Here is a 17,264-nt window from a genome sequence, read left to right as displayed (position 1 = left end):
ATCAAGGCTGTAATTTACTCTGCCCATTTACAAAATGGGCCACCTAAAGATACATTGCGCACCTTCCTTCTTATTACAGCCCACTGATGTTGCCTTCAACTGGATCAGTGCTCTCAATGCACCTACCTAAACAGATGGGCTTATAAGGCTACAACCTAAGAAACAACCAAAAAAACTGAGGTCTACCACCCCGAATGAATCCCGAGTTACTGGAACAGATTTTCCACAGCAAACTCTTTATTACTCTCTGTGTGGTTGCCGTCATTCTTTTAGTCCGCGGCTTACTAACCCTTGCCATTGCTCGCAGTAACTGGGCAAAAGCCGATAAGCGTCGTAGGATCAACACCGTACATAACATCGGCAACCTGCTATTGGTCATCGGTGTAATTGCTGTTTGGGTGACAGAATTACGAGATTTCGCTCTCTCTATTGCCGCCTTTTCTGTAGCGATTGTCCTCGCTCTGCGTGAGGCTGTGCAGTGCTTGGTGGGCGGCCTATACCAAGCCAATATGCGCTCCTTTACTGTTGGCGATTGGATTAAAGTGGGCGACCAATTTGGCGAAGTTACTGATAGTGACTGGTTAAGCACCACGCTTTTGGAGATTGACCCCCATGGCCTCGGCAATGGTTATACCGGAACCACTCTCTATATTCCCAATAATGCTTTTTTTACTCAGCCGGTAAAGAACCTGAATTTTATGCGCCGTTATATCGAGCACACTTTCTCGATAACCCGTGAGCGCAGTGAGATAAACCCCTTTGAAGCTAAGAAGTTTATTGCCGAACGGCTGAAAGAGCACTGCGAATCTTTTCGGGAAGTTGCCGAGCGCTACTGCAAGCTGATTGAGAATCGGATGGGTGTGGAGCTCTCTGGCCCTGACGCAAAAGTAAGTGTGACCACTAATGATCTTGGCCATGATGTCATCACCGCGACCGTATTTTGTCCCCGTGAAGAGGCAACCAATATCGAGCAGCTGGTAACTGAAGATTTTTATGCTTTCTGGTTTGAAAAAACCAAGCAACTAAAAGACAGCGCCTAACGCCTTATCACGCATCAATATGCAAGCTTTCAAGTCGTTGGCGGATTATCTCCGCCAAACGACGCGCTGCGGGCGATATGTCATCGCGATTAGGAAAAATAAGATACAGAGGCTGCCACCTTTCTTGCCCTCCTTTTAAGGGGAGAGGTTTGAGTGTTCCATCGGCCAGCTCCCCAAGAATCTTATCCTGCGGCAACCAAGAAAACCCATAGCCCCTACAAGTTGCCCCGATTACCGTTGCCATATTGCTCAGCGTCCATCGCTTGGCAACTTCAACTGTTAGGGTTTCACTATCGCTTTGGGGGTTTGAATCTCTAACGATCAGGTGCCGATGACTGCGCAGATCCTTCAGGGTTAGTTCGCGTTCCAGTTGATGTAATGGGTGACTGGGGTGGGCCACTGGGATAATGCGTGCCGGTGCTGGCAGTAACTCGCCATTGAAACCGGGAGGAATTCTCGGATCAATCGCAAAGTCCACCTTTCCCTCGGTAAGGGCATCGAGGGCACCGCTAATCACCACTTCGTAAACCTCTACTCGGGTATGTGGGCTCTCTTGGCCAAATACCTCCAGGCAATCTAGCAATAGCCAAGTTGGAAACAGCACTTCCACAGAAATTGACACCAGCGACCCCCAACCCACAGAAGCACGCCGGGCAGCCATTTCCATTGCCGAAGCATCTTCCAGTAATTGTTTGGCATGGCGATATAACATTTGCCCAGCAGCCGTAAGTGCCGCTTTGCGACCAGTGATTGTAAATGCCTTTACACCGAGGATGGATTCCAGCTTTTGTACCGCATAGCTCACGGAAGACTGACTCTTGTGTAGGAGTTCCGACGCCTGTACATACCCTCCCCCTTCAACGACCGCAACTAAACAACGCCATTGCTCCAGGGTGATCTTTGGGCTTAAAGCCGGGTTCGCTAACTGATCAGTCATATATCGTATTTTTAGATGGATTTGAGCAAAATTTTCTAATTTTTTATCTAATTAATCAATGATTCAATAGTGCTCAAGTTAAATGATTCATAAGGAACCCGTCATGACAAAGTTGCTCAATATCCAATCCAGCATGTTTCAAGCCGGTGGCCAAACCTCCCAATTGGCGGCAAAGTATATTGAGCGCTGGAAGGCGAATAATCCGGAGGGCGAAGTTGTGCAGCGTGATCTGGCAGCAGATCCGGTACCTCATTTATCCTTGGACCGCTTCCAGGCCTTCACTACCCCGGCTGAGCAACGCACTCCAGATCAGCAGGCGGTTGTCGATTTTTCAGACAAACTGATCGAAGAGATCTCTTCAGCAGATATCTTGGTCCTCGGCGTACCTATGTACAACTTTACAATCCCCTCTACCCTGCACACCTATTTTGATCATATCGCCCGAGCCGGCATCACCTTCCGCTACACAGAAAATGGGCCAGAAGGGTTACTGAAAAATAAAAAAGCGATCATCTTTGTTGCTCGGGGGGGCTACTACGGTGACAACCATGCACAGAGCACATTTTTGCGGCAGTTCCTCGGTTTCGTGGGCATCACTGATGTTGAGTTTGTTTACTCCGAAGGGCTTGCTACTGGTGAAGAGGCAAAAGAGAAAGCCACCACCGCGGCAAATAAACGTATTGCTGAACTTGCTTAAACGAAGAATATTGCTGAATTAAAAAAGCCAGGCTCAATTCTCAAGCCTGGCTTTTACAGCGTAATTTCTGCGAAGTGGCCTTACTATGTGTCAATGTCAGCAATTCTCGGCATGGAGCTTACAGGCAGGCCAGCTATCCATAAGAAACCTGTAATGGAAACTCAAGCGGGCGGTATCTACTTCACAAATACAAACTTGTCTTCACTCAAGACCTGCTCACCATCAAAACGATAAGCAACCAGTTTGCCGTTACTCGCTACGGAATAATCGAGACATGCCACATTATCCGTCAGGGGAGCGGGTACACCTTTCAGCCAATAGTGACCGATAAAACAAGGCTTTTCCGTTTTGAGATAATGGGGAATATCGAAGGGCACTGGCAAGCTAGCTGCGGAACCGATATCAACACCACGCGGTAACGCTATCTCCCCCAGTGCTTTTGCAGAAGCGTTCCACCATTGAACGCGGACAGCAGAGCGGCGATTACCATCCTTATCCAGAAAACTCACTCCTTGAGGCAGTTCAATTTCACACCCTTTGAGCAAAGTTTCCACCGCTTTGAAGGCATCACTGCCCGGGGAGCTAGCTTGCAGCAAAAGCTCAGACGTTAACCTGCCGCTATTGGTTCTCGATGCTAAAAAATTGACTTTCTCTTCGTCCCAGCAAGCGTGTACCGCACGCAGAGGCCCAAGATCAAGCCACAGAGGCAATGATCTGAAGAAATCCAATACCTGAGATTTTTCTGGATCGTTATCCGGGTACTCATTCAAAAAAGCCTGGTGCTGTTTAGTATTTTTATCGGTATGTGGGCGCAGGGGCTTGCCATTGACTTCCGTGTGATAAGCCAGGGCGTTAAACTCGTGATTACCCATAATCGCTGCGGCATGACCATTATTTACCATGCTCATAACTATCTTTAGGAGTTTGCGGTGCTGCACCAGGTGCTCACCGCGGTCGATAAAATCTCCAAGAAAGATTACTTTGCGTTCTGGGTGCGCATAACCGCTGCTTGTTTCCCTATAACCCAGAACATCGAGCAGCTCAATCAATGCGCCGGCGTGACCATGGATATCGCCAATAATGTCGTACTTGCAGTGTTCCATCCTGCTCCTGCCTCTAAAATACAAGAAAGCTTCAGTATCAAAATCCCGCTTTTTTTGTATCAAGGATTACTCTGTTCATTTTATGAAATGAACACATTTCTCAGAAGCAGGGCATGGGGCGAAGAAAATAGCCGAAGCTACTGCCAGCCTGGGAAATACTGAGTTCACTTACATTTATGGTGTGCCCTATCAAAGAGCGAATACAAAAAAGCCAGGCCGGAAAATGCGGCCTGGCTTTTCTCTGGCTTGAGACTTACAAAGCTTCCGCAGCTTCTGTCTTTTTACTGGCAAGAACTTGATCCTGCCCAGTATCAGTACTGCTAGCTTTGCGCCCAAACAGTCTCTGCACCACTACAAAGAACAGCGGTATAAAGAAGATTCCCAGCAGTGTGCCCACAACCATTCCCCCCAGTACCCCGGTTCCAATTGCCCGTTGTGCGCCGGAACCTGCACCAGTGGCTATCGCCAGAGGAAGAACCCCCAAGCCAAAAGCCAAAGAGGTCATCAAAATTGGGCGCAGCCGATCACGGACTGCACGCATGGTCGCCTGCACCAGCTCCATTCCGTTTTCCAGATTTTGCTTGGCAAACTCCACAATCAGAATGGCGTTCTTACTGGTCAAGCCGACAGTGGTCAGCATAGCCACCTGGAAGTAGATATCCCTCTCCATGCCGCGCAAACTGTTGGCAAGCACGGCACCGAGAATACCGAGCGGTGCCATCAACAATACGGCGGTCGGTACTGTCCAGCTCTCATAAAGAGCCGCGAGGCACAAGAATACAATCAGTAATGACAGGGTATAGAGCAGTGGTGTTTGTGCACCAGCGGCGCGCTCCTGATAAGAAAGGCCGCTCCATTCAATGCCAACCCCCGCCGGCAATTGCGCTACCAAGCTCTCCACTTCTGCCATGGCCTCGCCAGAACTGACCCCCGCTGCAGCTTGACCATTGATCTGCATGGAGGGCACACCGTTATAGCGTTCCAAGCGGGGAGATCCATACTCCCAGGAAAAACTGGCGAAGGAAGATAGAGGCACCATATCGCCTTTATCATTGCGCACAGACCAAAGTTGGAAGTCTTCCGGCGCCATGCGATATGGCGCATCCGCCTGCATATAAACCCGCTTAACCCGACCGCGATCGATAAAATCATCGATATAGGAGCCACCCCAAGCGGTACTCAGCGCGCTGTTAATATCGGCAATAGACAAGCCGAGGGCCGCAGCCTTGGCGTTGTCGATTTTCACTCGAAACTGCGGCGTATCCTCCTGGCCGTTGGGGCGTACGTTAGAGAGTAATTTACTCTGCCCGGCCATACCCAAGAATTGGTTGCGGGCAGCGGTCAGCGCTTCGTGTCCCAGGTTCCCGTTATCTTTTAAGTAAAAGTTAAAGCCACCGGAAGAACCCAACTCTGGCAGAGGCGGCGGCGCAAAGGCAAAAGCCATGGCATCTTTAATTTGCATCAGCGCGCCCATAGCACGCATGGCTACTGCTCCAGCACTTTGCGACTCTTCTTCCCGCTCAGACCAATCTTCCATATTCACAAAGGCGATACCGGTATTCTGGCCGCTACCGGCAAAGCTGAAGCCCTGCACCGAAAATACTGACTTCACGGTACCCTGCTCGTTATCCAGGAATTGGTCTTCTACTTTGCGGATAGATTCCATGGTGCGTTCCTGGGTCGCGCCCACGGGTGCCTGCACCATAGAGAAGAGCACGCCCTGGTCTTCATCGGGCAGGAAGGAGCTGGGTAAACGCAGGAATAAGAAGGCCATCACAGCGGAAAGGGCCACAAACAAGAGCATAAAGCGGCCGCTACGTTTTAGGATGCCCTGCACTCCGCCCTGGTAGCGCCGACTGCCGCGCTCAAAATTGCGATTGAACCAACCGAAGAAGCCTTTCTCACCGTGGCTTTCCCCTTTTGAAAGTGGTTTCAGCAAGGTGGCACATAGTGCGGGGGTCAGGATAATCGCCACTAATACGGACAAGGCCATGGCAGCAACAATAGTTGCTGAGAACTGCCGGTAGATTACGCCAGTGGCGCCATCCATAAATGCCATTGGCACAAACACCGCCGACAGCACGACACCAATTCCGATCAATGCCGGGGTAATCTGGTGCATGGATTTTTTAGTGGCTTCCTTCGGCGATAAGCCCTCTTCGCGCATCACCCTTTCTACGTTTTCCACCACCACAATAGCATCGTCCACTAGCAAGCCAATGGCCAATACCATAGCGAACATGGTAAGCATATTGACCGAGAAGCCCAGTGCCGCGAGTACCGCAAAAGTGCCCAGCAACACGACAGGTACAGCGATAGTAGGGATCAGGGTTGCACGGAAGTTCTGCAAGAACAGATACATCACCAGGAAGACCAGCACGATCGCTTCAATCAATGTGCTGATCACACCTTTAATGGAGACCTCGACAAAGGGCGTGGTATCAAATGGTACGACCGAAGTAAGCCCCCGAGGGAAGAAAGGCTCCAGCTCTTTAAGCTTCGCTTTCACGCCTTCGGCGGTTTCCAGTGCGTTGGCACCGGTGGCCAGGTTAATGGCGATACCGGTAGCCGGCTGGCGATTGTAGCGGGAGATAAATTCATAATTCTCTGCCCCCAACTCAACGCGGGCGACATCGCCAAGCCGCAGTATGGAGCCATCATCATTGGCTCGTACCACGATTTCCCGGAACTGTTGCGGGGTTTGCAGGCGCTCCTGGGAGGTAATAGAGGCATTGAGTTGCTGCCCTGGTACCGCCGGTGCGCCACCAAGGCTGCCCACTGTGACCTGGGCATTTTGGGCCCGGACCGCCGCGGCTACATCATTCGGTGTCAAATCGTAAGTAGTCAGTTTGTTGGGATCGAGCCAGATACGCATTGCATATTTGGAGCCGAACACCTGCACATTACCGACACCTGGCACCCGGCTAACCGGGTCCACTATCGCTGAGTTGATGTAATCAGCAATGTCGTTGCGGTTCATACTGCCGTCTTCGGAGACAAAACCTGCAACCATCAAGAAGCCACCACGGGACTTACTGACATTGACCCCTTGTAACTGCACCTCTTGGGGCAACAGCGGCATTGCCAGCTGTACCTTATTTTGGACTTGCACCTGTGCGGTATCCGGGTCGGTACCATTCTCAAACGTAAGGGAGACAGACACACCACCGTTGGATTGACTGACAGCAGACATATAGAGAAGGCCATCGAGACCTTTCATATTCCGCTCCAGAATCTGCGTCACCGAATCTTCCACCACTTTGGCGGAGGCGCCAGGGTAACTGGCCTCAATATTAATAGAGGGCGGTGCGATATTCGGATAGCGCTCCACCGCCAACTTGCTGATAGACAATGCACCTGCCAGCATGGTGATAATTGCCAGAACCCAGGCAAAGATGGGCCGGTTGATAAAAAAGCTCGCCATAACCCCTACCCTCAGGAACCCTGCTCAGCAGCAGCGTTGTCGTCACCAGCTGCTGCAGGTACCTGTTTATCCTCACGTTCACTAGGCTGCACCGGCGCACCGGGGCGAATTTTCTGCAATCCAGCCACTACGACACGGTCACCGGGCTCCAGCCCCTCTTCTACCAACCAGCGGTTACCGACTGTGCGACTGACCCGAACAGAGCGTTGGGCAACAATATTCTCTTCATTGACCACCATTGCCGAAGTGTTGCCTTTCGGGTCCCTTGCAATACCTTGTTGAGGCACCAGAATGGCATGTTCCCGTACACCGCTACCGACTATCGCGCGCACGTACATGCCTGGCAGTAGCATATTGTCTGGATTGGGGACAACGACTCGCAGTAACACACTGCCAGTAGAAGGGTCGACACTGGCTTCGGCAAACTCGAGCTTGCCTTGGTGTTCAAACTCACTGCCATCTTCCAGCAAAATCTTGACTGGCAGGTTTGTGGCATCTGCCAATGTACCCGCCTGGAGAGCCCGACGCAGGCTGACCAGCTCTGCTGCGGACTGGGTAACATCCACATAGATGGGGTCCAGCTGTTGCACAGTGGCCAAAGTTGCGGCCTGATTGGCCGCTACCAAAGCGCCCTGGGTAACACTGGATTTACCAATACGGCCAGTAATCGGCGAGGTAATCTGGGCGTAGTCCAGCTGGATCTCGGCTCGGTGTAACTCCGCCCTGGCAGCTGCAACAGAGGCGCGGGCTTCCTGCAAGTCTGCCTCCGCGACATCATTCTCCTGCTTGCTGACAGCGCCACTCCTAACAAGGCCTGCGGTGCGCTCGGCCTTAAGACGGGCGATATTCATTGCCGCATTTGCACCCTGTAATTTAGCGCGCGCACTATCCACATCCGCTTGGTAAATGGCGTCATCCAGCTGATAAAGTGGCTGATTTGCCTCGACACGCCCACCTTCACGGAACAATTGCTGTTTTATGATGCCATTTACCTGTGGACGAACTTCCGCCACCTTGAAAGGTGAAGTGCGACCAGGTAGCTCTCTGGTAAGAGTAACCGGCTCGGATTCCAGCGTAACCACAGTCACCTGTGGCGCGGGCATCGGTGGCGCAGCGGTTCTTTCATCACAAGCGGCAAGCAATGCACTAGTGATCAAAAGACTGATAAACGCTTTTTTATTGAGCATGGTTACCTCGATCAGGGCTGACGGCCTGGATACTGCGGTCAGTTCGGGAGAAAAAGAGATGGTGACAGGAAGGTCTAACTCCAGTGGCCACGCATTTTATGTGTAGTGATGAAATCCGATCAACTATTCATCAGCGCATGAATATCGACTAACATGCACTTTTACCCAGTGTTTTCAAGGGTTTGCACTAAAGTCTCATTTGCTTTCATGCGGCGAACAGCCGTGAATATGCGGTCAAATGAGGCGATTACGATAATGAAGAAGCTGCATTGCCCATGGCTAAATATAGAGAAGAGCAAATACTTAACACCCGAGAGCGTATCTTAGACGCCGCGATTCGTGTTTTTCACGAATCTGGCGTTACCCACGCCTCCCTAACGGCAGTCGCAGAGCTTGCCGGAGTCACTCGTGATTCCCTGCATAGCCATTTCCGCGACAGGGTTGGCCTACTCAACGCTCTAACCGAGCGCATGCGCCTGCCCGGTGAAGACCTCTGCGCGGCGGCCGGTGATGAGTTGAAGAGAGACCCTCTAGGCACCCTGCGTACCCGCTGGATATGGCTATTCGATGAGATTGCCTGCAATGATGAATGGCAGCGCTTACTGGAGATTATCTTCCTGCCATGTGACCCAATCAGTGAAGTATGCGAGTCCACTCACCGTATTAAGCAAGGCCGCACAGAGCGGCTGGAGCGAATGGGAGAATTGTTGGAGATTGCACTATCAGTCGGTCAATTACCTGCTGACTTGGATTTGAAACTGGCCCAACAAATGCTTCACGGAGGCCTTTTTGGTGTACTGGAAGACTGGCTTCTTTCTCCTCGCTTTGTAGACCTTGGCGACTTAGGCGAACATTATTTTGATGCTCTCCTAGATATGATTCGCTTCTCCCCAGAACTGCGTCTAAACAGGCAGCAAGCACGAACTTTGCACTGAGCAGTGTATTGAGCAAATTCGAATTTTCTTCCTATTGGGGCAAGTCAGCTAACTGCTGCTTGCCCCTAGAAGACAATCAGCCGAGTTTACTTTTCGAGTCGACTAATTGTGCACCGCTCGCATCTCTTACGGCATAATTAAAACCCGGGTGAATACAGTGAGCACCGTAATTACCGACTTTGTCTAAAGCCAGGAAACCCACCTGAAACTTCTTATAGTCCCCCAGCTTGCGCGCAATACGCTCCACCGCCTCACGACAGGCTTCCTCCGGTGTGTAGCCATGACGCATTAGCTCCACTACTTGATGGCAACCGACAGTCTTGATCATTAGCTCGCCCATACCCGTGGCAGTAGCCGCACCCACTTCATTATCGACATAGAGTCCGGCGCCGATAATCGGTGAGTCCCCTACCCGCCCGTGCATCTTGAAAGCCGCGCCACTGGTGGTGCAGGCACCTGAGAGGTTGCCGTCCTGGTCCAAGGCTAAGATGCCGATAGTATCGTGGTTTTCTATATTGATTACCGGCTGGTAACGGGACTCGCGCTTCCACTCACGCCAGGCGGCTTCAGCTTTTGGAGTTAACAGGTTCTCAATGTCAAACCCCTGCTCAACTGCAAAACGCTGTGCGCCCTCGCCGACCAACATTACATGTGGAGTTTCCTCCATCACCTTTCGCGCAACCGAGATGGGATGCTTGATACCCTGTAAAAAAGCCACTGAACCACAATTTTGTTTGTCATCCATAATGCAGGCATCAAGGGTCACTACACCATCGCGATCGGGAAAACCGCCATAGCCAACACTGGTTACCTGCGGATCAGCTTCCGGCACCCTAGCGCCTGCCTCTACGGCATCCAAAGCCCTGCCACCTTCGCTGAGAACCTGCCAAGCTGCCTCATTGGCTGGGCCCCCATGGTTCCAGGTTGATATGACTATGGGCTTTTTTCCCTTCTTCGTATAACGCCTTGCCATAGCTGCCACTGAAGGTGTTGCCAGGGCGCCAGCAGTGCCCAGGAAGGAATATTTCAGGAATTTTCTTTTGCTGATCACAATGATTTGTCTCAAATGGAAAGCGCACAGAGACATTACTGTATCTGTGCGCCGAAGTTATGGCGGGATCAGAAGCTGTAAGTCAGCCCCATATAGGCGCGGCGACCTGAGTAGGAGGAACCCAAGACTCTGTTTTCTTCACCCCAATATCTATCCACCTTCTCTTCGGTGAGATTAATAATGGAGGCAGTGAGAGTAAGGTTTTCCATCAAACTATAAGAAGCATTTACATCAAGCTGATCATACTCATCAGTAAACGTATTCACACCGTTGCTATAGCCATCCGCATAGGCGCTGCGATAGTTGTAAGAGGCTCTCACACTGAAAAGGTCATTCTCGTAGTACACCGATAGGTTGTATTGATCTTTAGAGGTACCCGCAATTTCTGTTTTGATTGTTTCACCGCTTTCGAGGTCAAGATTGGCCAGTTCTGTGTCCGTATAGGTGTAGTTGGCAAAAACTCCAAAACCGTTATCAAAGGCATATTGCACAAACAGCTCGGCACCCTGAGCGGTGGCATCGGTGCCATTAACAGGCATCGACATGTTTACATTCCAAATGTCACCATCTATTTCCCTGGTTACCAGGGAACTGCCGTTAATGACGAATGATGCAATATCCTTCCTGAACAGGGTTACTCCCATTGCGGAAGCATCGTCGAAGTACCATTCCAGACCCAAATCAAACTGATCCGCTTTATAGGGTTCCAATTCGGAGTTCCCCGCAAACCCATCTCTTACAGTTGCTCCTGGCAGTGGGGCGTGTATTGATTCAGAACCACCGAGGTCATCATAATTAACTCGGGCAACAACCCTTGCGAGGGCTGCACGCATTACTAAATCATCGTTAATATCCCAAGCGATATTGGCGCTTGGCAGAAAATCGGTGTTACTGCTATCGCGGACATTGGGCTCATCTTGCAAAACCCCGTCAATATTGTCATATGTTCGGGCATATTGCTTGGTCTGCACCGCTCGAACACCAAAATTACCGCGCAAAGTGGCAGAAGCAAAATTTTGCTGTACATAGGCCGCAGTCACTTCCTCACCGATGCGATAGTCCTGGTCCCGTTCTACGGTTACTGTAGGATCACCATAAGTCTCATAGAGAAACTCTTTTAGCTTCTCAAACTCCAGGTGGGCAAAGTTGGGCACTTTTACACCACCAATAATATTATCGAGTGGGCCACTGGAAAGGATATCAATCGTATCCGGAACGCCATTAGGGTCGGTGTGGAAAGAATCGTCCGGCCACCAGGGATAACAAAGACCATCTTTACCGTCTTCATTCGGCCAGTTAATTGTCGGACACGGCAGGTTATCATCATCCCAAGCTTGTTTAGTAATGCGTCGGTTAATTTCGTGGTCGCGGTATTTAAGCCCTACATCAAGGGAAGTCAGCCAACCGTAATCCATATCGATAGATACATCTAGCTGGTAGTAGTTTTCATCATCCTCACTACTGGTCCAGTGCGAAGAAAACCAATCGTATAAGGGGTAAGTATTGGGGTCTCCCAGATCGGCACTGGTATCAATCTCTGCAGTACCACTGCTTAGGTCCCAGCTCCAGTCAGTCACAGTGCCATAGCGAGAGTTTACTGAGGCAAACAATTTCTCGGAAGGTCCGCCTTCCGCACTGGTGCTGCCCACAACCAATCGCACGCTATATCCATCTCCTTGGTAAATAGCATTAAAATCCAAGGTATCTGACACATATTCAGCTCGCGTGTAGTCACCAGCGACTTGAGGAGACTGCAATTCGGCCTGGCCTCTGTCCAACATGCCAATACCGAGTAAGGTATCGCCATCCTCGTCAAATTTAAGGCTACCGGGTGCAACTGCATCACCATAGTTCCACTCTGGAAATACAATACGGTAATTCTCTGAGTTGCCACCCTGCTCAAAGCGAAAATAATTGACACCTAGCTCAAGTTGTTCAACCGGACGCCACTGAGCACTGAGCTGAATTCCCTCGCGGGTACGCTCCTCTTCAAAAACGCTACCCACTACGGCTCTGGGGGCATAGAAATCCCGGTACTCATTACCATCGATATCTACCATAGCCCCCCTGGCCTCTACACCATCATGGGGCTTTTCATCACCTTGCCATCCCCAGTTTTCTGTGGTGGTGCTAATCACCCGGTTCTGACGGTCTTGCTTGGAATAACCAACTAATACACCAAAGGTTTCCTGATCATTTTTCCATGAGTAAAAACCCGTGTATTGTGGCTCATACTTCTCAGTGACATCCGCGTAGGTTGTTTCAACCGATAGCATGCCCTCTCCCGCGTCCAGGTCCAGAGGTTTGCGGGTATGCAAAATGACAGTACCACCGATTCCGCCTTCATCCAGCTTTGCCTCAGGGCTCTTATAAACATCTGTACGGGCAATCATTGTTGCGGGCAACAAGGAATAATCTAGCGAGCGTGACGGCTCATCGCCCGGAGTGGCAATATAGTTACCGTTAAGTTGAGTAAAAGTAAGTTCTGGGGCTGTACCACGAATACTTACCCTGGCGCCCTCACCACCACTACGGACAATAGAGACTCCTGGCACCCTCTGTAAGGCATCGGCTACGTTTTTATCTGGGAACTTGCCAATATCTTCAGCGGTAATTGAGTCCACCACCGCATTGGAAAAACGCTTTACATCAAGGTTTTTCTCCATGCTCTGTCGAATGCCCAATACCTCTACTTCTTCAAGAGCCAAGTTTTCTTTTTGGGCTTCCTCTGTATTTTGCGCCTGTGCCATACCGACGACACTGCATAACACCAGTGCACTGGTGGATGTGCGAAGTAACTCCGCCCTGCGGTTTTCTTTTTGGGTTTTCTCTTTCATAGCTAAGCATCACTTTTATTATAATTTTTGAGCCTTCCGTGCACCCTCTAAACTCGGCATACCCTCATACCAAGTTTTCGGAATAAGCCCGGTTTCAGATCTATCCATCCCTGGCTTACTTTTATAGGCAACCCCTTTCCCAGGGGGTTGCCTTACACGGTTATCAGCTTTCTAAGCCGAGTCGTTTTAATACTTCAGGCGGTGCGCCAGGGAAGCTGGCCAGAGGCCTATTACCTACGTAGCCAATATCCGCCATGCCTTCCTCGGTGGTGTAGAATGCGGTAGATACAAGAACTCTTACCTTGGCAAAGAAACGTGCACCGGCTTGGAATTCTGGCTTCGCGTTACGAGTCCATTTGATGTCCTCGCAAATGGCAACTTTTTGAGATTCATTCAGCTCAACAAATGGGTCTTGGAACCTGCGCCTCGACTCTCCATCTAGCCAGACTACCCCTCCGCGAATAGTGACAAGGTCCGCCTTATTGTTGGAATAAGGTGCGCTGACATATTCATTGATGTAATGGTGTGCACCTACTGAAGAAGCGCTCGGTGAAATTTCATCTGCAGGTATAATCACATCGCAAAGCGCTGCGAGTACCGCCAACTCACGCGCATCTAATTGCATTTCCCATGGTACGACGGGGTTAAGCAGATCAGGATCTGTTGGTGTACCCCTGGCTAAAGTTTGTTTAGGTGCGTCAAGATTCTTAACCGCTGGTTTTGTAGCTGCTTTATCTTCCTTCAACTCAACTTTTGGTGCTGCTTTCTCAGAACAACCGATTACTGGGACCGCAGCCGCAGTAGTAGCAATCAAACGCAGGGCATTACGGCGGCTCAGGTTTGTTTTTTCCTTGCTCATATCAAATGTTCCTCTTTTTAAACTGTTCCACGATGTAGTCACAGGTACGCCAAGCCAGCGCCATAATGGTCAGGGTTGGGTTTTTATCGGCATTGGAAACAAAGGGAGCGCCGTCGGTTAAAAAGAGGTTCGGGACCTCCCAAGACTGGCAGTAAGGGTTGAGCACAGAGTCTTTCGGGTTGGAACCCATTCGCGCGGTGCCAACTTCATGAATAATCGCACCACCGTTGATAATGGCCTTGGCACCATCGGTCTGTACCGTTGTGGTCACATTGCCGCCCATACCCTCGATAATTTCGGCGAAGGTTTTGTGCATGTGGGCAGCCTGATTGAGCTCCTGGTCGCTCCACTTCCAGTGGAATTTCAGAACCGGGATACCCCACTGGTCAACTTGGTCCTTGTCAATTTCACAGTAACTATCTTCATTAGGGATCATTTCCCCACGACCATCGAACCAAACAAAGGAGCCGTAATAGCGCCGGCAGGCCTTTTTCAAATCTTTACCATAGGCACCTTCGGTAAAGTCACCCATGCCACCGAAGGCACCGGCTCCAGGCATACTGCGACCACCACCGAATTCAATGTGATAACCGCGTGCAAAATTCAGGTCTCCGCGCAACTGCTCTTTATACAGCCACCAGGGCATATACATATGCATTGCCGACGCGCCGTCTTCGTTATGGGCGGGCATATTTTCCAGGGCTGGAATTTGGCCACCGACTCCGGCACCCACAGTATCCATCAGGTATTTACCTACAACACCACTGCCGTTGGCGAGACCGTCTGGAAATAAGGTACTTTTTGAATTGAGAAGAATACGCGATGTCTCGGCGGCACTGGCCGCGACGACAACGGCGCGGGCACTGGCAAACTTTTCCTGACGGGTATCTTTATCAATGTAAACAACCCCGTTGGCTTTGCCTTTCTTATCAACGGTAACTTCGCGCACCATCGCGTCAGTGATGATGTCTAGGTTGCCTGTAGCCAACGCAGGAGGCAGTAGTACTGTGGTGGACTGGAAATTTGCCTTGATGGAACAACCGCGACCACAGGGTGTGGCCCAAAAACAGGCAGCGCGGGATTTCATCGATTCCCGGGTTACATCCTGGGCAAGCTTGTTATCGGGGAACAGCTTCTGCGGAATATTTTCATGGTCGAGGCGCTCACTGAGAATCGCCAAGTGTGAGGGGATCACGGGGATACCCAGCTTATCACAAGCTTTTTTCGCTAGCAGTTCATAAGCACGGGGGTTAGGGGGCGGCAATAATACGCCGTCGGAAGAGTCCGGAGTATTTTCCAACCCCTCATTGGTGCCGTAGACACCAATAAGCATCTCGGTTTTATCGTAGTAGGGTGCCAGGTCTTGGTAGCTGATGGGCCAGTCAAAGCCGAGCCCATCCCTTGAGTAGGGCTTAAAGTCGTATTCACCCATACGCAGGGAAATACGCCCCCAATGGTTCGTGCGGCCACCCAGCATACGCGCTCGCCACCAGTCAAAACGTCGACCTTTCTCTTGAGATCCCTGGGTATAGGGCTCGCCGGGTACCTGCCAGCCACCATCCACTGTCGCATCGTAAAAACCGAACGGTTTTTCTGGCGTACTACCACCGCGCAGGGGTGCGTCTTTGGGCAAGTTAAACATAGGGGTTTCTTTGACCGGGTCGTAGGATCGCCCCGCTTCAAGCAGCAGTACCTTTAAACCGGCTGTGGCCAGCACATAGGCAGCCATGCCGCCCCCAGCACCAGAGCCGACTATTAAGGCGTCGTACTCTTTATTCTCGATATCTTCACTCGCCATAACATCTCTCCTACATGATCATTTATTTTTCTTCTGACCGGCTAAATTCTATCAGCTGGAAATATTTTTCTGTAACCGGTTACATTTTTGGAAAATTTTTTTACTTTTTTCAGCGCCAATAAAGTCTAAATTTAAAATTTTTAGCGTTGGAGTCTGACTTCTTAAAGAAAACAAATATTAAAGTACATATTTTTACGTCTGGAGAAATTAAAAATATGTAACCGGTTACATGCGAAACTAAATTTTATCAATTTTTTTCATTTAGTTGCGCAGGCAGCTCCAACTTCCTGCCAAGCTGCTCAAGCAGCTGCTTAGTTGCCAGGATTCCATGGTCCTCATCTCCCGGCCCTTCAAACTCAATGCCGATATAGCCTCGATAACCCGCATCGCGAATGATCCGTAACATCCGAGCAAAATCCGTATTGATTTCAATTCCCGCTGAATCGAACTCAAAGCTTTTGGCACTAATACCCTGGGCGAACGGCATCAGTTGCTGAACCCCCAAATAGCGATCGTAATCTCCGAAGTTTCCAAAATCCGGCAAGCTGCCACAGTTGGACATATCTACACGCTGAAGGACCTGTGACAACCACTCCCCGTTCGATGAATAGCCACCATGGTTCTCAACAATCACGTTAATATTGAAATCCTGGGCGAATTCCGAAAGCGCGCGCAGCCCCTCAACCGCAGCCTTACCCACTTCTTCGCGACTCCCCTGCCCTGCGGCATTGACACGCACAGAGTGACAATTGAGGTACTTAGCCGCTTCGACCCATTTGTAATGGTTCTCTATGGCCTGCTTTCTCTTGCCTTTATCGGAGTCGCCTAGGTCACCTTCGCCATCAATCATAATCAACAGACTGCGAACATTATGGTCTTCTGCTCTAGCCTTCATTGCAGCGAGAAACTTCAAGTCCTTTGCCTGATCCTTAAAGAACTGATTGACATACTCAACCGCTTCAATGCCAAAGACTTTGCGTGTCTTTACTGGAAAGTCCAGAACCTTGAGAGCTCCACTTCGCAGTTGCCGATGCAGGGACCACTGGGCTAAAGAGATTTTAAAAAAGCGTTCACTTGCCGCGCTGTGGCTAAGACGACTAAACCCAATAAGGGGGGCAGCAAGCCCCAAAGCTGCCAGCCTTGCACTATTTGCCAAAAACCGCCTTCTATTGATAGTCATTGCCGCCCTCCTATTTGGGAAACCTCAGCAGCAGATTTTGAGGGAGATTCAGCAGAGAAGCCTTCTTCTCCGTTATCCTTTAAAGAGCGGCGAAAGCCACTGATTGCTCCCCCCAGGTCTTCTCCCATACGACGAATCTTGCCGCTGCCAAACAGTAAAACTGCAAGCACCAGTACTATCAGGATTTGCCAGAGACTGATTCCTGAAATACCCATG

The 17,264-nt window shown here is 50.4% G+C and carries 13 protein-coding genes; 3 read left to right on the top strand and 10 right to left on the bottom strand.

The window, feature by feature from the left end:
- Window positions 1–194: 194 nt before the first annotated feature.
- The gene (locus ACJJIJ_RS07560) at window positions 195–1,040 is read left to right on the top strand and encodes a mechanosensitive ion channel family protein (RefSeq protein WP_252085888.1); all 846 of its coding nucleotides are present in this window, start codon (window positions 195–197) and stop codon (window positions 1,038–1,040) included.
- Between the two features lie 7 nt (window positions 1,041–1,047).
- On the opposite strand, the gene ACJJIJ_RS07555 is transcribed toward ACJJIJ_RS07560, so the two are convergent.
- Window positions 1,048–1,977: a LysR family transcriptional regulator gene (locus tag ACJJIJ_RS07555; protein WP_444939140.1), complete on the bottom strand. Its 930-nt coding sequence runs from the start codon at window positions 1,975–1,977 to the stop codon at window positions 1,048–1,050.
- A gap of 103 nt (window positions 1,978–2,080) precedes the next feature.
- On the opposite strand from ACJJIJ_RS07555, the gene ACJJIJ_RS07550 reads away from it, so the two are divergent.
- Complete coding sequence (locus ACJJIJ_RS07550; protein ID WP_444939139.1) at window positions 2,081–2,674, top strand: FMN-dependent NADH-azoreductase; 594 nt, start codon at window positions 2,081–2,083, stop codon at window positions 2,672–2,674.
- 176 nt (window positions 2,675–2,850) lie between these two features.
- Here the strand turns inward: ACJJIJ_RS07550 and ACJJIJ_RS07545 are convergent, their stop codons facing one another.
- From ACJJIJ_RS07545 to ACJJIJ_RS07535, 3 genes are all read right to left on the bottom strand, one after another.
- A complete protein-coding gene (locus tag ACJJIJ_RS07545) occupies window positions 2,851–3,777 on the bottom strand; it encodes a metallophosphoesterase (RefSeq protein WP_444939138.1) in 927 nt (308 codons plus the stop codon).
- A 253-nt stretch (window positions 3,778–4,030) separates the two neighbouring features.
- Complete coding sequence (locus ACJJIJ_RS07540; RefSeq protein ID WP_444939137.1) at window positions 4,031–7,201, bottom strand: efflux RND transporter permease subunit; 3,171 nt, start codon at window positions 7,199–7,201, stop codon at window positions 4,031–4,033.
- Window positions 7,202–7,212: 11 nt separating this feature from the next.
- Window positions 7,213–8,388 carry an efflux RND transporter periplasmic adaptor subunit gene (locus tag ACJJIJ_RS07535; protein WP_444939136.1) on the bottom strand — a complete coding sequence of 392 codons (1,176 nt, stop codon included), beginning with the start codon at window positions 8,386–8,388 and terminating at the stop codon, window positions 7,213–7,215.
- A 275-nt stretch (window positions 8,389–8,663) separates the two neighbouring features.
- Here ACJJIJ_RS07535 and ACJJIJ_RS07530 point away from each other — a divergent pair, with 275 nt between their 5' ends.
- Complete coding sequence (locus ACJJIJ_RS07530) at window positions 8,664–9,323, top strand: TetR family transcriptional regulator (protein WP_444884944.1); 660 nt, start codon at window positions 8,664–8,666, stop codon at window positions 9,321–9,323.
- A gap of 76 nt (window positions 9,324–9,399) precedes the next feature.
- Here the strand turns inward: ACJJIJ_RS07530 and ACJJIJ_RS07525 are convergent, their stop codons facing one another.
- The 6 genes from ACJJIJ_RS07525 to tatA form a co-directional block, all read right to left on the bottom strand.
- Window positions 9,400–10,374 carry an isoaspartyl peptidase/L-asparaginase family protein gene (locus ACJJIJ_RS07525; protein ID WP_444900798.1) on the bottom strand — a complete coding sequence of 325 codons (975 nt, stop codon included), beginning with the start codon at window positions 10,372–10,374 and terminating at the stop codon, window positions 9,400–9,402.
- Window positions 10,375–10,442: 68 nt separating this feature from the next.
- Window positions 10,443–13,211, bottom strand: coding sequence for a TonB-dependent receptor (locus tag ACJJIJ_RS07520; RefSeq protein ID WP_444939135.1), 2,769 nt, complete (start codon window positions 13,209–13,211; stop codon window positions 10,443–10,445).
- 163 nt (window positions 13,212–13,374) lie between these two features.
- Complete coding sequence (locus ACJJIJ_RS07515; protein WP_444939134.1) at window positions 13,375–14,070, bottom strand: gluconate 2-dehydrogenase subunit 3 family protein; 696 nt, start codon at window positions 14,068–14,070, stop codon at window positions 13,375–13,377.
- 1 nt (window position 14,071) lies between these two features.
- On the bottom strand, window positions 14,072–15,868 hold the full coding sequence (locus ACJJIJ_RS07510; protein ID WP_444939133.1) for a GMC oxidoreductase: 1,797 nt from the start codon (window positions 15,866–15,868) through the stop codon (window positions 14,072–14,074).
- A 247-nt stretch (window positions 15,869–16,115) separates the two neighbouring features.
- The gene (locus tag ACJJIJ_RS07505) at window positions 16,116–17,048 is read right to left on the bottom strand and encodes a sugar phosphate isomerase/epimerase family protein (RefSeq protein WP_444939132.1); all 933 of its coding nucleotides are present in this window, start codon (window positions 17,046–17,048) and stop codon (window positions 16,116–16,118) included.
- Window positions 17,045–17,263: a twin-arginine translocase TatA/TatE family subunit gene (gene tatA, locus ACJJIJ_RS07500; protein ID WP_152453619.1), complete on the bottom strand. Its 219-nt coding sequence runs from the start codon at window positions 17,261–17,263 to the stop codon at window positions 17,045–17,047. Before tatA ends, ACJJIJ_RS07505 begins: the two co-directional genes overlap by 4 nt.
- Between the last annotated feature and the right edge of the window lies 1 nt (window position 17,264).

The sequence above is a fragment of the Microbulbifer mixtoriginis (SeqCode) genome, from assembly GCF_052467945.1.
Note: the sequence above shows the minus strand (reverse complement) of the source record. Positions and strands in the feature narration are given on the sequence as shown.